Consider the following 19,671-nt stretch of genomic DNA (forward strand, 5'->3'; position numbering starts at 1 on the left):
GCCCCATGAACAAGCCCCTGTCCCCGACGCTGCTGCAGCCCGAACAGCCCTTCGCCGGCTACCGCGAGAACCAGGCGCGCCGCGTGAATGATGCCGCCGAAGCGCAGGCCCATGCGGGCGGCGCGCGCGTGGGCATCAGCCGTGCGCATGAATCGGCCGCGCTGCACGTGGCCGGGGCCGCGCCGTACATCGACGACCTGCCCGAGCTGGCCGGCACGCTGCATGCGGCGCTGGGCCTCTCGCCCGCCGCCGCCGGCCGCCTGCTGGCGGTGGACGTGGCGGCGCTGCGCGCGCTGCCCGAAGTCGTGGACGTCCTCGTGGCCGGCGACGTGCCGGGCGCCAACGATTGCGGCTCCATCGTCCATGACGATCCGTTGCTGTGCCCCGTCGGCCCCCAGGCCGACGGATCGGCAGGCGGCGAGATCCGCTTCCTGGGCCAGCCGCTGTTCGCCGTGATCGCGCGCACCCGGCAGGCCGCGCGCCGCGCCGCCGCCCGCGCGAAGGAGTTCGTGCGCATCGAAGCCGGCACGCCGGTGCTCACGCAGCGCGAGGCGCATGCCAAGGGCCAGTACGTGGTGCCGCCCATGCACCTGGTGCGCAGTGCCGGCACCGGCACGCACGGGCCTGCGGCCGAGCCGGCCGTGGAGGCGGCGATCGCGGCCGCGCCGCACCGGCTCAAGGGCCGTTTCGAAGTCGGCGGCCAGGAGCAGTTCTACCTGGAAGGGCAGATCAGCTACGCCATCCCGCGCGAAGGCGGCGGCATGCAGGTGCATTGCTCCACGCAGCACCCCAGCGAGATGCAACACCTGGTGGCGCATGCGCTGGGCGTGCGTTCGCACGCGGTGCAGGTCGAATGTCGGCGCATGGGCGGCGGCTTCGGCGGCAAGGAATCTCAGTCGGCGCTCTTCGCCTGCGTGGCCGCTATCGCCGCGCGGCGGCTGAACCGGCCCGTCAAGCTGCGGCTGGACCGCGACGACGACTTCATGATCACGGGCCGGCGCCACTGCTTCAGCTACGACTACGAAGTCGGCTACGACGACGCCGGCCGCGTGCTGGGCGCGAAGATCGACATGATCTCGCGCGCCGGCCACTCGGCCGACCTGTCGGGGCCGGTGATGACGCGCGCGCTGTGCCACTTCGACAACGCCTACTGGCTGCCCGAGGTGGCCATGCACGGCTACTCCGGCCGCACGAACACGCAGAGCAACACGGCCTTCCGCGGCTTCGGAGGCCCGCAGGGTGCGATCGCCATCGAGAACATCATGGACAGCATCGCGCGCGAGCGCGGGCTGGACGCGCTGGACGTGCGCACGGCCAACTTCTACGGCGTGGACACGCGCAACGTCACGCCCTACCTGCAGACCGTGCAGGACAACATCGCCGCGCCGCTGGTCGAGCAGCTGGCCGCCAGCAGCGGCTACCGCGCGCGCCGCGAAGCCGTGGCGGCCTTCAACGCCGGCAGCCCGGTGCTCAAGCGCGGCATCGCGCTCACGCCGGTCAAGTTCGGCATCAGCTTCAACGTCAAGCATTTCAACCAGGCGGGTGCGCTGGTGCACGTGTACACCGACGGCTCCATCCTCGTGAACCACGGCGGCACGGAGATGGGGCAGGGCCTGAACACCAAGGTGGCGCAGGTGGTGGCGCACGAACTGGGCGTGGCCTTCGACCGCGTGCGCGTGACGGCCACCGACACCACCAAGGTGGCCAACACCTCGGCCACCGCGGCGTCCACGGGCGCCGACCTCAACGGCAAGGCCGCGCAGGACGCCGCCCGTCAGATCAAGGAGCGGCTGGCCGCCTGCGCGGCCGCGCGCCATGGCGGCACGGCCGACCAGGTGCGCTTCGCCAACGACAAGGTGTTCGTCAACGGCCGCGAACTGGGCTTCGACGTGGTGGTGGGCGAGGCCTACCTGGACCGCGTGCAGCTGTGGTCCGACGGTTTCTACGCCACGCCGGGCCTGTCGTGGGACCGCGAGACCATGACCGGCCGGCCCTTCTACTACTTCGCCTATGGCGCCGCCGTGAGCGAGGTGGTCATCGACACCCTGACCGGCGAATGGAAGCTGCTGCGCGCCGACGTGCTGCATGACGTGGGCCGCTCGCTGAATCCGGCGGTGGACATCGGCCAGGTGGAGGGCGCCTTCATCCAGGGCATGGGCTGGCTCACGACCGAGGAGCTGGTGTGGCACCCGCAAAGCGGCAAGCTCATGACGCACGCGCCCAGCACCTACAAGATCCCGACGGCCAACGACTGCCCGCCGGTCTTCCACGTGCGGCTGTACGAAGGCGAGAACGTCGAGGATTCCATCCACCGCAGCAAGGCCGTGGGCGAGCCGCCGCTGCTGCTGCCTTTCTCGGTCTTCTTCGCGATCCGCGATGCCGTATCGGCGGCGGGCGGGCACCGCGTCGATCCGCCGCTGTCGGCGCCGGCGACCAGCGAATCCATCCTGCGCGCGCTCAACGCGGTGCAGGCCGGCGTGGCCGGGCAGGGCGCGGGGGCGCGCGGTGCCTGATCCGGTGGGGGCGCAGCCGCCCAGGGCCGAGGGGGCGGCGCGGCTGCCGTCGCGCGGGCCGGCGCCGCTGGAGCGCATCGACCTGCACCTCATCCGCGTGCTGCACACCGTGCTCACCGAGCGCAGCGTCTCGCGCGCGGCCATCCGCCTGGGCACGCACCAGCCGGCGGTGTCGGCCGCGCTCAAGCGCCTGCGCACGCTCACGGGCGATGCGCTGCTGGTGCGATCGGGCGCCGGCATGGTCCCCACCGAGGTGGCGCTGGCCATGGTCGAGCCGGCGGCCAGCATCCTGCGCGCGGCGCAGATGCTGTTCACCGACGCGCGCGGCTTCGACCCACAGACCGCCGAGCACACCTTCCGCATCGCCGCCAGCGACTACCTGGACCCGCTCTTCCTGCCCACGCTGGTGGCCGAGATCAAGCGGCAGGCGCCGCTGTCGCGCATCGAGATCCACCCGCTGTCGGCGGAATCGGACTACCACGCGCACCTGGCGCAGGGCCAGGTCGACCTGGTGATTGGCAACTGGCTGCAGCCGCCGGGCGACCTGCACATGGCGCGCCTGTTCGGCGACGAGGTGGTTTCGCTGGTCAGCCGCGACCACCCCGCCGTGCGCCGCGGCTGGGACGTGCCCACCTGGCTGGCGTCCGAGCACATCGCGCCCATGCCCACGCACCCGGGCGCGCGCGGCGTGATCGAACAGATGCTCGATGCGCAGGGTCTGCAGCGCAACGTGACGGCGCGCTGCGCGCATTTCGGCCTGATCCCGGGCATGGTCGCCTCCAGCCTGCTGGTGCTGACCACCGGCCGCCAGTACTGCGAGCGCGTGGCGCAGCACCTGCCGCTGATGATCCTGGACTGCCCGGTGGAGCTGCCGCGGCTCATGTACTACCAGCTGTGGCATGCGCGCAGCCATGCCTCCAGCGCGGCGCAGTGGCTGCGCGCGCGCACCAAGGACGTGGCCGCCTCGCTGCGGCCGCCGCCGCGCGAGCCACCGAGCCCGGGCTGAGGCCCGCCCCCCGCGCCGGCCTTGACTTTCCCTTCCCGACAACAACAGCAGAGAGAGACAAACCCATGAACTGGACCGAACGCGTGTTCAAGCTGCAGGAACACGGCACCACGGTGCGCACCGAACTGGTGGCCGGGCTCACCACCTTCCTGACGATGGCCTACATCATCTTCGTCAACCCCTCGATTCTGGGCGACGCGGGGATGCCGAAGGACGCTGTCTTCGTCGCCACCTGCCTGATCGCGGCGCTGGGCACCACCATCATGGGCCTGTACGCCAACTACCCGATCGCGCTGGCGCCGGGCATGGGGCTGAACGCCTACTTCGCCTACGTGGTGGTGCTGCAGATGGGCTTCACCTGGCAGGCCGCGCTGGGCGCCGTGTTCGTCTCCGGCTGCCTGTTCCTGCTGGTCACGGTGTTCGGGCTGCGCGGGCTCATCATCCGCGGCATTCCGCATTCGCTGCGCTATGCGATCACGGTGGGCATCGGGCTTTTCCTGGCGCTGATCGCGCTCAAGAGCGCGGGCATCGTCGCCGCCTCGCCCGCCACCTACGTCACCCTGGGCGACCTGCACACGCCACCCGTGGTGCTGGCCGTGCTGGGCTTCGTGCTGATCGTGGTGCTGGACAAGCTCAAGGTGCCGGGCGCGATCCTGATCGGCATCGTGGCCGTCACGGTGGCTTCCTTCTTCTTCGCGGGCAACGAATTCCGCGGCGTGTTCTCGGCGCCGCCGTCCATCGCGCCCACCTTCCTGCAACTGGACATCCAGACCGCCCTGTCGCGGGGCCTCTTGAGCGTGATCCTGGTCTTCTTCCTGGTCGAACTCTTCGACGCCACCGGCACGCTGATGGGCGTGGCCAAGCGCGCGGGGCTGCTGGTGCCGGGCAAGATGGACCGGCTCAACAAGTCGCTGATGGCCGATTCGGGCGCCATCTTCGCGGGTGCGCTGCTGGGCACCTCGAGCACCACGGCCTACGTGGAAAGCGCGGCGGGCGTGCAGGCCGGCGGCCGCACGGGCCTGACGGCCATCACCGTGGCCGTGCTGTTCCTGGCCTGCCTGTTCATCGCGCCGCTGGCCGGCGTGGTGCCGGCCTATGCGACGGCGCCGGCGCTGCTCTTCGTGGCCTGCCTGATGCTGCGCGACCTGACCGAGCTGGACTGGGACGACACGACCGAAGTGATCCCGGCCGCCGTGACGGCGCTGACCATGCCCTTCACCTATTCGATCGCCAACGGCCTGGCCTTCGGCTTCATCACCTACGCAGTGCTCAAGCTGCTGACCGGCAAGGCCAAGGAGGTGCACTGGATGGTGTGGTTCATCGGCGGCCTGTTCCTGTTCAAGTTCATCTACATCGGCGGGCACTGAAAGAGGCACCCCCCAGGCCGCTTCGCGGCTCCCCCCTCTCTCGCCTTCGGCGGGAGGGGGGCTGAGCCCGTACAGGGAAGGTCCAGTGGACCTTCCGTGACTGGCGAAGGGCGAGGCCACTGGCCTCGCGCGGTCTGCAAGACCTCCCCAGCGGCCGGGCAGAGCCCGTTCCGCGGGTGCCCTGAGGGCTTCGCTGCGCTCCCCGGCAGCGAGGGGAACTGGCCCGGTGATTGCTTGGTGTTTCACATGAGGGAGGGCGGCGAGAATGCCGCCCCAGAAATCAACCAGAACCAGAGCGACGACCGAAGGCCACCATTCATGTCACACCCCCGACTCCAGCTCACGGGCATCACCAAGCGCTACCCCTCCGTGGTGGCCAACAGCGGCGTGTCGCTGGCGGTGCAGCCCGGCGAGGCCCATGCCGTGCTCGGCGAGAACGGCGCCGGCAAGTCCACGCTGATGAAGATCATCTACGGCTCGGTCAAGCCCGATGAAGGCAGCGTGCAGGTCGATGGCCGCGCCGTGACCATCCGCAACCCGCAGGAGGCGCGGGCACTGGGCATCGCGATGGTGTTCCAGCATTTCAGCCTGTTCGACACCCTCACGGTGGCCGAGAACGTGTGGCTGGGCCTGGAAAAGAGCCTCTCCCTGGCCGAAGTGACACGCCGCATCACGGTCAAGGCGGAGGAATACGGCCTGCCCATCGACCCCGCGCGGCCCGTGCACACGCTGTCGGTGGGCGAGATGCAGCGCGTGGAGATCATCCGTGCGCTGCTGACCGACCCCAAGCTGCTGATCCTGGACGAACCCACCTCGGTGCTCACGCCGCAGGCGGTGGACAAGCTCTTCGTCGTGCTGCGCAAGCTGGTGGCCGAAGGCTGCTCCATCCTCTACATCAGCCACAAGCTGCACGAGATCCGCGCCCTGTGCTCGGCCTGCACCGTGCTGCGCGGCGGCAAGGTGACGGGCGTGTGCGACCCGCGCCAGGAGAGCAATGAATCGCTGTCGCGCCTGATGATCGGCGCCGAGCCGCCGCCGCTCACGCACCGGCCGCAGCGGCTGGGTGCCGTGGCGCTGCAGGTGCAGGGCCTGTCGCTGACGCGCGAAGACCAGTTCGGGGTCGACCTGGAGGACCTGGCGCTGAATGTGCAGGCCGGCGAGGTGGTGGGCATTGCCGGCGTGTCGGGCAATGGCCAGAAGGAGCTGATGCTGGCCCTGTCGGGCGAAGACGTGCGGGCCGCGGCCACCAGCATCCGCATCTTCGACCAGCCCGCGGGCCGGCTGCGACCGCGCGCGCGGCGCCGGCTGGGCCTGCACTTCGTGCCCGAAGAGCGGCTGGGCCGCGGGGCCGTGCCCACGCTGGGCCTGGCGCACAACCTGCTGCTCACGCGCGACGACGCGGTGGGCCGCGGCGGCTGGCTGCGCATGGGCGCGCTCGAAAGGCAGGCGGCTGCCATCATCGAGCGCTTCAAGGTCAAGGCCGGCGGGCCGATGGCCGCGGCCAAGTCGCTGTCGGGCGGCAACCTGCAGAAGTTCATCGTCGGGCGCGAGATCGACGCCAAGCCCAAGCTCTTCATCGTCGCGCAGCCGACCTGGGGCGTGGACGTGGGCGCGGCGGCGCTGATCCGCGCCGAGATCCTCGCGCTGCGCGACGCCGGGTGCGCGGTGCTGGTCGTGAGCGAGGAGCTGGACGAACTGTTCGAGATCAGCGACCGGCTGCATGTGCTGGCCAAGGGCCGCCTGTCGCCTTCCATCGCCCGTGCAGATGCCACGGTGCCCTTGATCGGCGAATGGATGAGCGGGCTGTGGCCCGGCTCGGAGGCCGGCGCGGCGGCCGGCACGCCGCACCTGGAGGTCGCCCATGCTGCGGCTTGAACCCCGTCCCCAGCTCTCGCGTTTCTGGAGCTACGCCTCGCCCCTCCTGGCGCTGCTGATCACGGTGGTGATCGGCGTGATCCTGTTCGCCGCGCTGGGCAAGGACCCGGTGCGCGGCCTGCAGGTCTTCTTCTGGGAGCCGATCAAGAGCGGCTATGCGATTGGCGAACTGCTGGTCAAGGCCACGCCGCTGCTCATCATCGCGCTGGGGCTGGCCGTGTGCTTCCGCTCCAACGTGTGGAACATCGGCGCCGAAGGGCAGTTCGTGGTCGGCGCCATCGCGGCGGGCAGCGTGGCGCTGCTGGCCGACAAGAGCACCGGGCCGTGGATCGTGCCCGTGATCCTGATGGCCGGCGTGCTGGGCGGCATGGTGTGGGCGGGCCTCGTGGCCTGGCTGCGCGATGTGTGCAACGCCAACGAGATTCTGGTGAGCCTGATGCTGGTCTACGTGGCCACGCTCACGCTGGTCTACCTGGTCACCGGGCCGCTCAAGGACCCGATGGGCTACAACTTCCCGCAGAGCAAGACCTTCGAGGCCGTGACGCAGATCCCGCGGCTGATGAAGGGCTCGCGCGTCACGATCGGCGCGCTCATCGCGCTGGTAGGCGTGGCGGCGCTGTGGGTCTTCCTGTTCCGCACGCGCGCGGGCTTCGCGCAGCAGGTGGGCGGCTTGGCACCGGCCGCGGCGCGCTATGCGGGCTTCTCGGCCCGGCGCGCGCTGTGGACGGCGCTGCTGGTCTCGGGCGGCGCGGCCGGCCTGGCCGGTGCGCTGGAAGTGGCCGGCCCCATCGGCCAGCTCACGCCCTACGTGCCGGCCGGCTACGGCTTCGCGGCCATCATCGTGGCCTTCGTGGGCCGCCTGCATCCGGTGGGCATGGTGTTCTCGGCCCTGCTCATGAGCATGTTCTACATCGGCGGCGAACTCGCGCAGTCGCGCCTGGGCCTGCCCAAGTCGCTCACGGCCGTGTTCCAGGGCCTGCTGCTGTTCTCGCTGCTGGCCTGCGACACGCTGGTGGCCTACCGCGTGCGGCGCCAGGCGGCGCGCGCGCAGGCGGCGGCGCCAGCTTCGCGCGCGGCCCTGCAAACCTCCACCCCCGACGTGGCCGGCAGCACCGGCCAGGGAGCCGCATAAATGAAACCCCCTCGCTCATCGCTTCGCGTATCGCTGCCCCCCAAGGGGGCGCGTCAATGCCTTCGGGCGGCCGGGCGGCACTGACATGGATCAATACGCGCTCTTGCTGGCTTCCATGCTCAGCGCCGGCACCGTGCTGGCCATTGCCGCGCTGGGCCTGCTGATCAACGAGAAGGCCGGCATCGTGAACCTGGGGGCCGAGGGCATGATGCTGTGCGCCGCCATCGCGGGCTTTGCGGCCTACGTGCACACGCACAACCCCTGGCTCGGCTTCCTGGCCGGGGCCGTGGCGGGCGCGGTGCTGGCGGCACTCTTCGGCGTGCTGGTGATCTGGCTCAACACCAACCAGTACGCGACCGGGCTCGCGCTGTCGCTGTTCGGCGTCGGCTTCTCGGCGTTCGTGGGCATCAATTACGTGCAGGCCAAGGTGCCCGGCGGCTTCAGCTATGCGCTGCCGGTGTTGGGCGACATCCCCTGGCTGGGCGTGGCGCTGTTCCGCCACCACCCGCTCGTGTATGGCGCCATGGCGCTCACCGTGGGGCTGATCTGGTTCCTCTACCGCACGCGCACCGGCCTGGTGCTGCGCTCGGTGGGCGAATCGCCCGAGTCGGCCCATGCGCTGGGCTACCCGGTGCGGCGCATCCGCCTGCTGGCCGTGGTGGCCGGCGGCGCGCTGTGCGGCGTGGCCGGCGCCTTCCTGTCGGTGAGCTACACCGGCCTGTGGGTGGAGAACATGGTCGCCGGCCGCGGCTGGATCGCGCTGGCGCTGACCACCTTCGCCACCTGGCGGCCGGCGCGCGTGCTGCTGGGCGCCTACCTGTTCGGCGGCGTCACGCAACTGGCCTTCCACCTGCAGAGCGTGGGCGTGCACGTGCCCAGCCAGGTGCTGGCCATGATGCCCTATCTGGCCACGATCGTGGTGCTCGCGCTCATTTCGCGCAATCCGGCCTTCATTCGCGTCAACATGCCGGCGTCCATCGGGAAGCCGTTCTACCCCGGCTCATAATTGCGGTCGTTTTTTCTGCCCACCTTCACCGTCCTTCAAGGAATTCGCCGATGACCGAATTGAACAAGCGCTCCCTGCTCAAGCTCGCCGCCCTGACCGCGGTAGCCTCTGCCGCCCTGATCGGCTGCGGCAAGAAGGAAGAGGTGGCCGCGCCCGCCGCCGCGCCGGCCCCGGCGCCCACGGCCGCCGCGCCGGCACCCGCGGCCGCCCCGCTGGAAATCGCCTTCGCCTACGTCGGCCCGGTGGGCGACGGCGGCTGGACCTTCGCGCACGACAACGGCCGCAAGGCGCTGGAGGCCGAGTTCGGCGACAAGATCAAGACCACCTTCGTGGAAAGCGTGCCCGAGTCCGCCGACGCCGAGCGCGTGTTCCGCGACTTCGCCAGCCAGGGCAAGAAGCTGATCTTCGGCACCACCTTCGGCTACATGGAGCCCATGCTGAAAGTGGCCGGCGACCACAAGGACATCAAGTTCGAGCATGCCACCGGCTACAAGACGGCCGAGAACATGCGCACCTACGACAGCCGCACCTACGAAGGCGCGTACATGGCCGGCATCATCGCGGGTGCGATGACCAAGTCCAACAAGCTGGGCGTGGTCGGCTCGGTGCCGATCCCCGAAGTGCTGCGCAACATCAACAGCTTCACGCTGGGCGCGCAGTCGGTGAACCCCAAGATCACGACCAACGTGGTGTGGGTCAACGAATGGTTCAGCCCGCCCAAGGAAACCGAAGCCGCCACCGCGCTGCTCAACGGCGGCGCCGACGTGCTGTTCCAGAACACCGATTCGCCGGCCGTGCTCAAGACCGCCCAGGAGCGCGGCGCGCGCGCCTTCGGCTGGGACAGCGACATGACCGCCTACGGCCCCAAGGCCCACCTGGGTTCGGCCATCATCAACTGGGGCCCGTACTACATCAAGGCCACCAAGGAAGCCCTGGACGGCACCTGGACCACGGGCCAGACCTGGTGGGGCGTGAAGGAAGGCGCGATCGACATCGTCTCCATCGCCGAAGACGTGCCGGCCGACATCAAGGCCAAGGTGGAAGAGGTGAAGGCCGGCCTGAAGGCCGGTACCTACCACATCTGGAAGGGCCCGCTGGTCGGCCAGGACGGCAAGGAGATCCTGGCCGCCGGCGCCGTGGCCGACGACAAGTTCCTGTCGGGCGTGAACTTCTACGTCAAGGGCGTGGAAGGCAAGGTGCCGGGCAAGAACTGATCGTTGCCCTGCATCGCTGAAAAGGCCGCGCAAGCGGCCTTTTTCCATGGCGCCAGCCTGTTGCCGGCCGAGCGCCAGGCATGATCGGCGCATGGACCTGGATCGTTTGCGCATCCGCGCGGTGTCTTTCACCGACACCGACCTCGAACTGCATCTGGCCGGTGGCCGCACCGTGCGCGGCGGCCTGCGGCGCCACAACCTGCTCGACGCGAGCGCCGAGCAGCGCGCCGCCTGGCGCCTGGTCGACGACGGCCTGCAACTGAACTGGCCCGCGCTGGGCCGGGCGGGTGGTGCGGGCATCACCGTGGCCGCCGCCGATCTGGCCTGGAGCAGACCTGCGAAGCCGCGCTGGCGCGACTGGCGCAGGCCGACTGGAAGCTGGATGCCGTGCCCGCGCGCCTGCAGCAAATCGTGGCGCTGTGGCGGCTGGAGGCCGACGGCTACAACGGCGGCTTCCTGCAGTTCTTCTGCAACTGGGGCGAGGCCAACTGCGCGATCGCTTTGCAGGCGCTGCAGGCCATCGGCGCCGAGGCCACGCATGCGGTGGTGAGTGAGCAGCGCGCGATGCTCGACCGCCTGGAAGACCACCCGGAACTGAAGTCCTACGGCGACATTCCGCGCCTGCTCAGCGAGGCCGAGCGCACGCGCATCGGTGACGAGCTCGACCCCGCCTTCTGGGAGGCCGCCGAAGAGCTGCCCTTGCGCGCGGCCTGCCACTATTTCGACGAAAGCTGATGCCGCGCGCGGACGTGCATGCGCACCCATCGCCTTATGCTTGTGCCCCAGTATCCCCACGCCTGACACCATGAGCCTGCCTTTCAACCCCGCCGCCATTTCCGCCGACCGCCTGCCCGAACTGCTGCGCAGCATGCCCAAGGCCGAGCTGCACATGCACATCGAAGGCTCGCTGGAGCCCGAGCTGATCTTCGCGCTCGCGCAGCGCAACGGCGTCGCCATTCCCTACGCCAACGTCGAAGCGCTGCGCCAGGCCTACGCCTTCACCAACCTGCAGAGCTTCCTCGACATCTACTACGCGGGCGCCAGTGTGCTGCTCAAGGAGCAGGACTTCTACGACATGGCCTGGGCCTACCTGCAGCGCGCCGCCGCCGACCAGGTGCTGCGCACCGAGATGTTCTTCGACCCGCAGACGCACACCGAGCGCGGCGTGGCCATGGAGACCGTCGTGAACGGCCTGCACCGCGCCTGCGTGGATGCGAAGGCGAAGCTGGGCGTGGATGCGCAGCTGATCCTGTGCTTCCTGCGCCACCTGAGCGAGGCATCGGCCTTCGAGACGCTGGAGCAGGCACTGCCGTTTCGCGACAAGTTCATCGGCGTGGGCCTGGACTCCAGCGAACTGGGCCATCCGCCCGAGAAGTTCGCGCGCGTGTTCGCCCGCTGCCGCGAGCTGGGCTTCCACCTGGTCGCGCACGCGGGCGAGGAGGGGCCGCCGGCCTATGTGTGGAGCGCGCTCGACGTGCTCAAGGTCGAGCGCATCGACCACGGTGTGCAGTCCGCCAAGGACCCGGCGCTCATGAAGCGCCTGGCGGCCGACCGCATTCCGCTCACCGTGTGCCCGCTGTCGAACCTGAAGCTGTGCGTGTTCCCCGATCTGCGCCAGCACAACCTGGGCGCGCTGCTGGACGCCGGCCTGGTCGCCACCGTGAACTCGGACGATCCGGCCTACTTCGGCGGGTACCTCAACACCAACTTCACCGAAACCTTCGCCGCCACCGGCCTCACGGCCCGGCACGCGTGGCAGCTGGCGCGCAACGGCTTCGAAGGCAGCTTTGCGGGCGCCGAGGCCAAACGCGCCTGGCTGGACCGGGTGGATGCGCATTTCGCAGCTTTTGCCTGACGGGCGCGGGGCTGTGCCTGGGGTGGCGTGGCTCAGGCCCGAAGCGATGGGCTTGACGGGCAACAGGCGGCCCCTCTATGGAGTGGGGCCGTTTTGGATGGCAGCCAGGCCATGCGCGCGTTAAAAGTACTCGGCTGGATTGCCCTGAACCTCATCAGTTTTGTCGTGCCGATCTGGGTGGCGTCGCAAGTCGTCAAGGAGGAGCAGGCGTGGTTTGCCGCCCAGCCATACTTCCCTGATCTTCACGATACGCCTCCGGGACTGTTCTTCGGCGCCGCGCTCATCGCTTGGCTGGCCGTGCTGCTTGTCGTGAATTTGGTGCTGCTGGCTGTGTGCTGGTGGCGTCGCAAACGGGCCAAAGCGCTGCAGATTGTTGGCGGCGGCGCCTAGTCTGCTCCTCCTCCTGCTGGCAGGCGCCGGATCGGCTGCCCGTCGTCATGACGCTGCGATGGCCCTGAACCTGCGCCGCCGCTGCACCCAGGCATTGCCCAGCGCCCCCGCCGCCATGAGCACGCAGGTGCCGACGAACACGGCCCGCATGCCGATGTGCCCGCCCACGTAGCCGCCCAGCAGCGGCCCCGCCACCTGGCCCACGTACTGGGCCGACACCGAGTAGCCGAGCATCTGGCCGGCCGCGTTCTCGGGCACGCTGTGGCGGATCACGGCCGCGATGCAGGGCAGCAGCCCGCCCAGCGACAGGCCCATGAGGAAGCGCAGCAGCACCAACTGCCAGCCGGCAGTCACAAAGGCCTGCGGCACCAGCAGCAGGGTCGACACGGCGAGGCAGGCGACGATGACGTTCCAGTGCCCGATGCGGTCGGCCAGTTTGCCGAGCTGCGCGGCTGACAGGATACTGCCGAGGGCCGCCGCCGACATCACGAGGCCCGCGACCCAGGTGACCTGCGCGGCGTCGCGCACCAGCGTGGCGACATACACGGTGATGATGGGTTCGATGGACATGTTGGCCAGCATCAGCAGCATGCCGGTGGCGAACATGGCCGTGACCGGGCCCTTGTCGGGAATGCTGGCCCAGCCCGCACCCACGGGCTTGCCCTGGGCATTGCGCGGCCGGGGCGCCTCGCGGATGAGGAAGGTGGTGGCCAGGAAGGCGACGAAGATCACCGCCCCGGCCGCAAAGAAGGTGGCGCGGATGCCGATCAGCGGCGGCAGCGCGCCGCCCACCAGGGGCCCCACGAGGTTGCCTGCCATGATGGCCGAGGACATCGTGCCGAGCGCCCAGCCCGAGCGCGCCTTGGGCGTCTGCGTGGCGACCAGCAGCATCGAGCCGGAGGCATAGCCGCCCAGAAAGCCCGCGAGCAGCCGCAGGCCGACGAGCTGGTAAACGTCCTGCGCCACGCCGATCAGCGCCATCGCCACGGCCATGCCGAGGCTGGCGCGGATCAGCATCAGCTTGCGGCCGTACCGATCGGCCAGGCGCCCCCACAGTGGCGCGACCAGCGCGGCCGTGAGGAAGGTGGCGCCGTAGGCCGCGCCCGACCACTGCACGATGGCCGCGTGCTCGGACACGCCCAACTGCTCCACGTACAGCGGCAGGAAGGGCAGCAGCAGCGTCATCGCCACGATGGTGGTGAAGGCGCCGAACATGCACACCGCGAGGTTGCGGCGCCAGGGCCCTTCGTCGGGGGAGGGGGTCGAGATGGGGGCTTCGGTGGCCGCGAGAGTCATGCAGGGCATTCTGCGGCGATCCGCGCCATCGTGCCCCTGCCGATGTGCGGCGGCGGGCATCGCGGAGCCCGAAGCCCGGAGATCGGCTTGGGCGTGGGCTTTCAAGGCCTTCTACAATTGCGGCCTCGCGCTGCAGGCGTCCCGGCTGCAGCGCATTTCTTTTTCACCGGGGCCATGTAGAGGAACACCATGTACAAAAACCTCGCCGCCGCATTCGCGGCCGCTTGTTTTTTCTCCCCCGTTTTTTCACAACAGCCCGCGCCGGCAGCCGCTGTGGCGGCGCCACCGCTGAAGGTCGGCTTCGTCCAGGTGGCGCCGGTCGGCGATGCGGGCTGGGTGCGCCAGCATGACGAGGGCCGCAAGGCCATGGAGGCCGCGCTCGGCGCGCGCGTGCGCACCACCACGGTCGAGAACGTGCCCGAAGGCGCGGATGCCGAACGCGTGATCCGCGACCTGGCCCAGCAGGGGCATGGCCTGATCTTCACGCCCAGCTTCGGCTACATGGAGCCCACGCTGCGCGTGGCCCAGGACTTCCCGAATGTGAAGTTCGAGTCGGTCACGGGTCTGAAGACGGCGCCCAACGTGGCGACGGCCAATGCGCGCTATTACGAAGGCCGCTACCTGGCCGGCATCGCGGCCGGGCGCATGACGAAGACGAACGTGGCCGGCTATGTGGCCGGCTTCCCGATCCCCGAGGTGCTGCAGGGCATCAACGCCTTCACATTGGGCATGCGCTCGGTGAACCCGAAGGCGCAGGTCAAGGTGATCTGGCTCGACGTCTGGTTCGACCCGCCCAAGGAGCGCGACGCGGCCATGACGCTGTTCAACCAGGACGCGGACGTGATCGCCTTCCACACCGGCTCCACGGCCGTGATGCAGGCGGCGCAGGAGCGCGGCAAGCTGGCCATCGCCTACCACTCCGACATGCGCAAGGTGGCGCCGCAGGCGCAGGTGCTCGCCGTCACGCACCAGTGGGGCGGCTATTACACGCAGCGCGCGCGCGAGGTGCTGGCCGGTCAATGGAAGCCGGGCAATGTCTGGGGCGGCGTGCGCGAGGGCATGATCCGCGTCGGCGATTTTGGCCCGCAGGTGCCCGAAGCGGTGCAGCGCGAGGTGCTGGCACGCCAGAAAGAGATCGGCGAAGGCAAGCTGCAACCCTTCCGTGCCGCGGCCGACGTGCGCGACAACGAAGGCAAGGTGGTGATCCCCAAGGGGCAGGCCTTGAGCGACGCACAGATCCTGCAGATGAACTGGCTGGCCGAAGGCGTGCAGGGCCGCATCCACCGGTGAGCGCCGACGGGGGGCCCCTGACATCCGGCGCGCAGGGCGCCGTCCATATGAACCCCATACGCAGGTCGGCATGGCGCAGACCTCCGGCCTGCGTCAAGATCGCATGACGTTCTCCTGACTTCCTTTCCATGATGAAAAAAGCCTACCGTGCGGCCCTGCTGCGCTTCGACGACGCCGGCGCGCCCCAGTTCGACCAGGACGGCCTGCTCGTCACCGGCGCGGATGCGCAGGGCCGCGTGCGTGTGCTCGATGCTGGCAGCCATGCGGCGGTGGCGCCGCGGCACCCCGATGCCGAAATCACGCACTGGCCCGGTCGCATCCTGGCGCCCGGCTTCGTGGACATGCACATCCACTTCCCGCAGCTGGACATCATCGGCGCACCGGCCGACGGCCTGCTGCCTTGGCTGGAGAACTACACCTTCCCCGAGGAATCCCGCTTCGCCGACGCCGCGCATGCGCAGGCGGCGGCCAGCTTCTTCTTCGACGAACTGCTGCGCCAGGGCGTGACCACGGCGCTGACCTTCTGCACCTCGCACCCGGCCTCGGTCGAGGCCTTCTTCGGCGAGGCGCAGCGCCGCCAGCTGCGCATGATCGGCGGCAAGGTGCTGCAGGACCGCCATTCGCCCGACGGCGTGCGCGACCAGACCGAGCAGAGCCTGATCGACACCGAAGCGCTGATCCGGCGCTGGCACGGCACCGACCGGCTGGGCTATGCGATCACGCCGCGCTTCGCGCCCACCAGCACCGACGCCCAGCTGCGCGGCGCGGGCGAACTGGCCGCGAAGTACGCCGACACCTGGATCCATTCGCACGTGGCCGAGAACAAGGACGAGGTGCAGTGGGCGCGCGAGCTGTTCCCCCGGGCGCGCTCCTACCTGGACGTCTACACCGGCTTCGGTCTGATGCGCGAACGCGCGGTGTACGCGCACTGCATCCATTTCGACGATGCCGATCGGCAGCTGATGCACGAGACCAGGACCGCCGCCGCGGTGAGCCCGACCAGCAACCTGTTCCTGGGCAGCGGCTTCTTCGACTTCGAGGGCGCGCAGCGCACGCACATGCTGCACGGCCTGGCCAGCGACGTGGGGGGTGGCACCAGCTTCAGCCCCTTCCACACCATGCTGGCGGCCTACTACATCGGCCGTGAAGGGCAGACCAAGCCGGGTCTGAGCCTGAAGCCTTCGCGCCTGTGGTGGCTGCACACGGCTGGCGCGGCGCAGGCGCTGGGCCTGGCCGGCACCCTCGGCAACCTGCAGCCAGGCTGCGAGGCGGACTTCCTGGTGCTCAACCCCGTCGCCACGCCGCTGCTGGCGCGCAAGACCGCGCGTTCGGAATCGCTGGAAGAGCTGCTGTTCGCGCTGATCGTGCTGGGCGACGACCGGCTGATCGAGCGCACGGTCATCGGTCAGCAGGGCGCTGCGGCCGCCTGAGTTCGCGAGCGGGCCGGGGCGCCGGGCGTGCGGCTGGGGCGCCGTGCCAAAATCCTGGCCCTTTTCCGATTCCGGAAGCGAACCCCCTTGAGCGAGCGGCGATGACCATCAAGAGCGACAAATGGATCCGGCGCATGGCCGAGCAGCACGGCATGATCGAGCCCTTCGAGCCGGGCCAGGTGCGCCATGCCGCCAACGGCAACAAGATCGTGAGCTACGGCACCAGCAGCTACGGCTACGACATCCGCTGCGCGCCGGAATTCAAGGTCTTCACCAACATCCACAGCACGGTGGTGGACCCGAAGAACTTCGACGAGAAGAGCTTCGTGGACATCAATGCCGACGTCTGCATCATCCCGCCCAACAGCTTCGCGCTGGCGCGCACGGTGGAGTACTTTCGCATCCCGCGCAATGTGCTGACCATCTGCCTGGGCAAGAGCACCTACGCGCGCTGCGGCATCATCGTCAACGTCACGCCCTTCGAGCCCGAATGGGAAGGCTACGTGACGCTGGAGTTCTCCAACACCACGCCGCTGCCGGCCAAGATCTACGCGGGCGAGGGTTGCGCCCAGGTGCTGTTCTTCGAGAGCGACGAGGTCTGCGAGACCAGCTACAAGGACCGCGGGGGCAAGTACCAGGGCCAGCACGGCGTGACGCTGCCCAAGACCTGAGCCATCCGCTGGTGCGATGCGGCCGGCGCTGTAGGCGGGACGCCAAATCGTTCACGGCCGCCCCGTTCCGTCTGCCAGAAGCCCTTCGGCGCAGCGTACCATTCGCGGGCGAAGGCGCAGGCACGCGCCCATGGAGCAAAAGCATGCGCTGGGAAGGCAACGATCAATCGGACAACGTCGAAGACCGCCGCAGCAGCGGCGGGGGCGGTGGTTTTCCCATCGGCGGGCGCGGCATCGGGCTGGGCACGGTGGCCATCGCGGTGGTGGCCGGCCTGATCTTCGGCGTCAACCCGCTCACGATCCTCGGCCTGCTCAGCGGCGGCGCCCCCACCGAGGTGGTGCAGCAGCAGGGCCCGGCGCAGGCGCCGCCCGCCGACGACCGCGAGGCGGCCTTCGTCTCCACCGTGCTGCGCAACACGGAAGAGGTCTGGGGCAAGGTGTTCCAGGCCAACCGCGCCACCTACCAGCAGCCGCGCCTGGTGCTCTACCGGGGTGTCACGCCCACGGCCTGCGGCACCGGCCAGAGCGCGATGGGCCCGTTCTACTGCCCCGGCGACAAGAAGATCTACATCGATCTGGGCTTCTTCGACACGCTCAAGCAGCAGCTGGGCGCGCCGGGCGAGTTCGCGCGCGCCTACGTGATCGCGCACGAGGTGGCGCACCACGTGCAGGACCAGCTGGGCGTGACCGGCCGCGTGGACGCCATGCGCGGGCGCATCAGCCAGAGCCAGCAGAACGAGCTGAGCGTGCGCGTGGAACTGCAGGCCGATTGCTTCTCGGGCGTGTGGGCGCACCATTCGCAGCAGTCCAAGCAGTGGCTGGAGCCGGGCGACATCGAGTCGGCGATGAACGCTGCCGCCAAGATCGGCGATGACGCGCTGCAGCGCTCGGCCGGCCGCGCCGTGGTGCCCGACAGCTTCACCCACGGCAGCAGCGCGCAGCGCCAGCGCTGGTTCGCCACCGGCTACAAGACCGGCAGTGTGCAGGCCTGCGACACCTTCTCGGCCGACCGGCTCTGAGGCACCGCCGGTGGCTGTCCGGCGGCGTTCCCCTGCTGAGAGTGGGGTTTTGTGACAGGCGGGTGAAAGCCTGTGGCCCTGCCGCCACTGCCGCTTTTTGCGGCAGTGCGACAATGGCGGGTTCATGAGCACTCTCTATTCCGACCTCGCGCTGGCGGACACCCTCAAGCGCGCCGTGGCCGACATGGGCTACGAGAACATGACGCCGATCCAGGCGCAGGCCATTCCGGTGGTGTTGACGGGCCAGGACGTGATGGGCGCCGCACAGACCGGTACGGGCAAGACGGCGGCCTTCTCGCTGCCGCTGCTGCAGCGCCTGCTCAAGCACGAGAACGCCTCGACTTCGCCGGCCCGCCACCCCGTGCGCGCGCTGGTGCTGCTGCCCACGCGCGAACTGGCCGACCAGGTGGCCCAGCAGATCAAGGCCTACGCCAAATACACGCAATTGCGCAGCACGGTGGTCTTCGGCGGCATCGACATGAAGCCGCAGACGGCCGAGCTCAAGAAGGGCGTCGAGGTGCTGGTGGCCACGCCCGGGCGCCTGCTGGACCACATCGAAGCCAAGAACGCGGTGCTGAACCAGGTCGAGTACGTGGTGCTGGACGAGGCCGACCGCATGCTGGACATCGGCTTCCTGCCCGACCTGCAGCGCATCCTCTCCTACCTGCCCAAGCAGCGCACCACGCTGCTGTTTTCCGCCACCTTCTCGCCCGAGATCAAGCGCCTGGCCGGCAGCTACCTGCAGAACCCGATCACCATCGAGGTCGCGCGGCCCAACGAGACGGCTTCCACGGTGGAGCAGCGCTTCTACCGCGTGGCCGACGACGACAAGCGCCGCGCGCTCAAGCAGATCGTGCGCCAGCGCGGCATCACGCAGGCTTTCGTCTTCGTCAACAGCAAGCTGGGCTGCGCGCGGCTGGCGCGTTCGCTGGAGCGCGAAGGCCTTCGCTGCACGGCGCTGCACGGTGACAAGAGCCAGGACGAGCGCCTGAAGGCCTTGGCCGCTTTCAAGGCCGGCGAGGTGGACCTGCTGGTGTGCACCGACGTGGCCGCGCGCGGCCTGGACATCAAGGACGTGCCCGCGGTGTTCAATTTCGACATCCCGTTCAATGCCGAGGATTACGTGCACCGCATCGGCCGCACGGGCCGCGCCGGGGCCTCGGGCCTGGCGGTGAGCTTCTCGGCCGGCGGCAACGATGCCCGGCTGGTGGCCGACATCGAGAAGCTGATCAAGAAGCCGATCGAGCTGGAGGCGCTGGAGTACGAGGAAGACCGGCCCAACTTCCGCCGGGATGGCCGCATCAACGACGGCCGCCGCCACTGGCGCGAGGAAGGCGAGACCGGCGATGCGCGCGACGCGCTGGACCGCCCGCGCGACAGCCGCGAGGCCTACCGCTCGCCGCGCCCGCAACGCGCCCCGGCCGCGCCGCGGGATCCGTTCTTCGACCGCCCTTACGAGCCGAGCGAACGCGACGCGGCCCCCGCCTGGGAATCGGCGTCCGCCAAGGCCGTGCCGGTCAGCCGCTCGCCGGCCAGCCACATCCGCAGCAAGCGCAAGGTGCCGGCGCTGTTCAAGGCCGCCGAGCCGTCCGGCAGCTGAGGCGGGC

16 protein-coding genes are annotated in these 19,671 nt (G+C 69.5%); 15 read left to right on the forward strand and 1 reads right to left on the reverse strand.

The genetic code is table 11. The features are described 5' to 3' along the window. Positions 1 to 5: 5 nt before the first annotated feature. The 10 genes from xdhB (at position 6) to LG388_RS03480 (ending at position 12,358) form a co-directional block, all read left to right on the forward strand. Positions 6 to 2,513, forward strand: a complete 2,508-nt coding sequence (gene xdhB / locus LG388_RS03435) for a xanthine dehydrogenase molybdopterin binding subunit (protein ID WP_225781429.1) — start codon at positions 6 to 8, stop codon at positions 2,511 to 2,513. Positions 2,514 to 2,556: 43 nt separating this feature from the next. Continuing rightward, the gene (locus LG388_RS03440) at positions 2,557 to 3,519 is read left to right on the forward strand and encodes a LysR family transcriptional regulator (protein ID WP_370630104.1); all 963 of its coding nucleotides are present in this window, start codon (positions 2,557 to 2,559) and stop codon (positions 3,517 to 3,519) included. 65 nt (positions 3,520 to 3,584) lie between these two features. Then, positions 3,585 to 4,886: an NCS2 family permease gene (locus LG388_RS03445; protein ID WP_225781430.1), complete on the forward strand. Its 1,302-nt coding sequence runs from the start codon at positions 3,585 to 3,587 to the stop codon at positions 4,884 to 4,886. A 318-nt stretch (positions 4,887 to 5,204) separates the two neighbouring features. Continuing rightward, entirely contained in the window at positions 5,205 to 6,761 is a 1,557-nt protein-coding gene (locus LG388_RS03450; RefSeq protein WP_225781431.1) for an ABC transporter ATP-binding protein, read from the forward strand. Further along, positions 6,748 to 7,893, forward strand: coding sequence for an ABC transporter permease (locus LG388_RS03455; protein WP_225781432.1), 1,146 nt, complete (start codon positions 6,748 to 6,750; stop codon positions 7,891 to 7,893). The genes LG388_RS03450 and LG388_RS03455 overlap by 14 nt, the downstream gene beginning before the upstream one ends. A gap of 85 nt (positions 7,894 to 7,978) precedes the next feature. Further along, entirely contained in the window at positions 7,979 to 8,899 is a 921-nt protein-coding gene (locus LG388_RS03460) for an ABC transporter permease (protein ID WP_225781433.1), read from the forward strand. Positions 8,900 to 8,949: 50 nt separating this feature from the next. Next, complete coding sequence (locus tag LG388_RS03465; RefSeq protein WP_225781434.1) at positions 8,950 to 10,113, forward strand: BMP family ABC transporter substrate-binding protein; 1,164 nt, start codon at positions 8,950 to 8,952, stop codon at positions 10,111 to 10,113. 387 nt (positions 10,114 to 10,500) lie between these two features. Further along, on the forward strand, positions 10,501 to 10,848 hold the full coding sequence (locus LG388_RS03470; protein ID WP_225781435.1) for a DUF4375 domain-containing protein: 348 nt from the start codon (positions 10,501 to 10,503) through the stop codon (positions 10,846 to 10,848). A gap of 70 nt (positions 10,849 to 10,918) precedes the next feature. Beyond that, positions 10,919 to 11,968 carry an adenosine deaminase gene (locus LG388_RS03475; RefSeq protein WP_225781436.1) on the forward strand — a complete coding sequence of 350 codons (1,050 nt, stop codon included), beginning with the start codon at positions 10,919 to 10,921 and terminating at the stop codon, positions 11,966 to 11,968. A 93-nt stretch (positions 11,969 to 12,061) separates the two neighbouring features. Then, positions 12,062 to 12,358 (forward strand): hypothetical protein, encoded by a 297-nt coding sequence (locus tag LG388_RS03480; protein ID WP_225781437.1) that lies wholly within the window; start codon positions 12,062 to 12,064, stop codon positions 12,356 to 12,358. 45 nt (positions 12,359 to 12,403) lie between these two features. Here the strand turns inward: LG388_RS03480 and LG388_RS03485 are convergent, their stop codons facing one another. Beyond that, positions 12,404 to 13,654: an MFS transporter gene (locus LG388_RS03485; RefSeq protein ID WP_225781438.1), complete on the reverse strand. Its 1,251-nt coding sequence runs from the start codon at positions 13,652 to 13,654 to the stop codon at positions 12,404 to 12,406. Between the two features lie 189 nt (positions 13,655 to 13,843). On the opposite strand from LG388_RS03485, the gene LG388_RS03490 reads away from it, so the two are divergent. The 5 genes from LG388_RS03490 to LG388_RS03510 all read left to right on the forward strand — a co-directional run bounded on the left by LG388_RS03490 (position 13,844) and on the right by LG388_RS03510 (position 19,664). After that, complete coding sequence (locus tag LG388_RS03490) at positions 13,844 to 14,944, forward strand: BMP family ABC transporter substrate-binding protein (protein WP_225781439.1); 1,101 nt, start codon at positions 13,844 to 13,846, stop codon at positions 14,942 to 14,944. A 131-nt stretch (positions 14,945 to 15,075) separates the two neighbouring features. Next, complete coding sequence (gene guaD / locus LG388_RS03495) at positions 15,076 to 16,374, forward strand: guanine deaminase (RefSeq protein ID WP_225781440.1); 1,299 nt, start codon at positions 15,076 to 15,078, stop codon at positions 16,372 to 16,374. Positions 16,375 to 16,475: 101 nt separating this feature from the next. Beyond that, positions 16,476 to 17,045, forward strand: coding sequence for a dCTP deaminase (gene dcd, locus LG388_RS03500; protein ID WP_225781441.1), 570 nt, complete (start codon positions 16,476 to 16,478; stop codon positions 17,043 to 17,045). A 143-nt stretch (positions 17,046 to 17,188) separates the two neighbouring features. Next, positions 17,189 to 18,064, forward strand: coding sequence for a neutral zinc metallopeptidase (locus tag LG388_RS03505; protein WP_225781442.1), 876 nt, complete (start codon positions 17,189 to 17,191; stop codon positions 18,062 to 18,064). A 124-nt stretch (positions 18,065 to 18,188) separates the two neighbouring features. After that, positions 18,189 to 19,664, forward strand: coding sequence for a DEAD/DEAH box helicase (locus LG388_RS03510; protein WP_225781443.1), 1,476 nt, complete (start codon positions 18,189 to 18,191; stop codon positions 19,662 to 19,664). Positions 19,665 to 19,671: the final 7 nt, after the last annotated feature.

Source organism: Xenophilus sp. Marseille-Q4582 (genome assembly GCF_916700565.1).
Classification (GTDB): domain Bacteria; phylum Pseudomonadota; class Gammaproteobacteria; order Burkholderiales; family Burkholderiaceae_C; genus Xenophilus.

Excerpts from the sequence above, each read along its gene's own strand:
- LG388_RS03465 (WP_225781434.1), top strand. The coding sequence starts at position 8,950 with ATGACCGAATTGAACAAGCGCTCCCTGCTCAAGCTCGCCGCCCTGACC.
- LG388_RS03485 (WP_225781438.1), bottom strand. The coding sequence starts at position 13,654 with ATGACTCTCGCGGCCACCGAAGCCCCCATCTCGACCCCCTCCCCCGAC.
- LG388_RS03505 (WP_225781442.1), top strand. The coding sequence starts at position 17,189 with ATGCGCTGGGAAGGCAACGATCAATCGGACAACGTCGAAGACCGCCGC.
- LG388_RS03475 (WP_225781436.1), top strand. The coding sequence starts at position 10,919 with ATGAGCCTGCCTTTCAACCCCGCCGCCATTTCCGCCGACCGCCTGCCC.
- LG388_RS03450 (WP_225781431.1), top strand. The coding sequence starts at position 5,205 with ATGTCACACCCCCGACTCCAGCTCACGGGCATCACCAAGCGCTACCCC.
- LG388_RS03460 (WP_225781433.1), top strand. The coding sequence starts at position 7,979 with ATGGATCAATACGCGCTCTTGCTGGCTTCCATGCTCAGCGCCGGCACC.
- LG388_RS03455 (WP_225781432.1), top strand. The coding sequence starts at position 6,748 with ATGCTGCGGCTTGAACCCCGTCCCCAGCTCTCGCGTTTCTGGAGCTAC.
- guaD (WP_225781440.1), top strand. The coding sequence starts at position 15,076 with ATGAAAAAAGCCTACCGTGCGGCCCTGCTGCGCTTCGACGACGCCGGC.
- LG388_RS03510 (WP_225781443.1), top strand. The coding sequence starts at position 18,189 with ATGAGCACTCTCTATTCCGACCTCGCGCTGGCGGACACCCTCAAGCGC.
- dcd (WP_225781441.1), top strand. The coding sequence starts at position 16,476 with ATGACCATCAAGAGCGACAAATGGATCCGGCGCATGGCCGAGCAGCAC.
- LG388_RS03490 (WP_225781439.1), top strand. The coding sequence starts at position 13,844 with ATGTACAAAAACCTCGCCGCCGCATTCGCGGCCGCTTGTTTTTTCTCC.
- xdhB (WP_225781429.1), top strand. The coding sequence starts at position 6 with ATGAACAAGCCCCTGTCCCCGACGCTGCTGCAGCCCGAACAGCCCTTC.
- LG388_RS03445 (WP_225781430.1), top strand. The coding sequence starts at position 3,585 with ATGAACTGGACCGAACGCGTGTTCAAGCTGCAGGAACACGGCACCACG.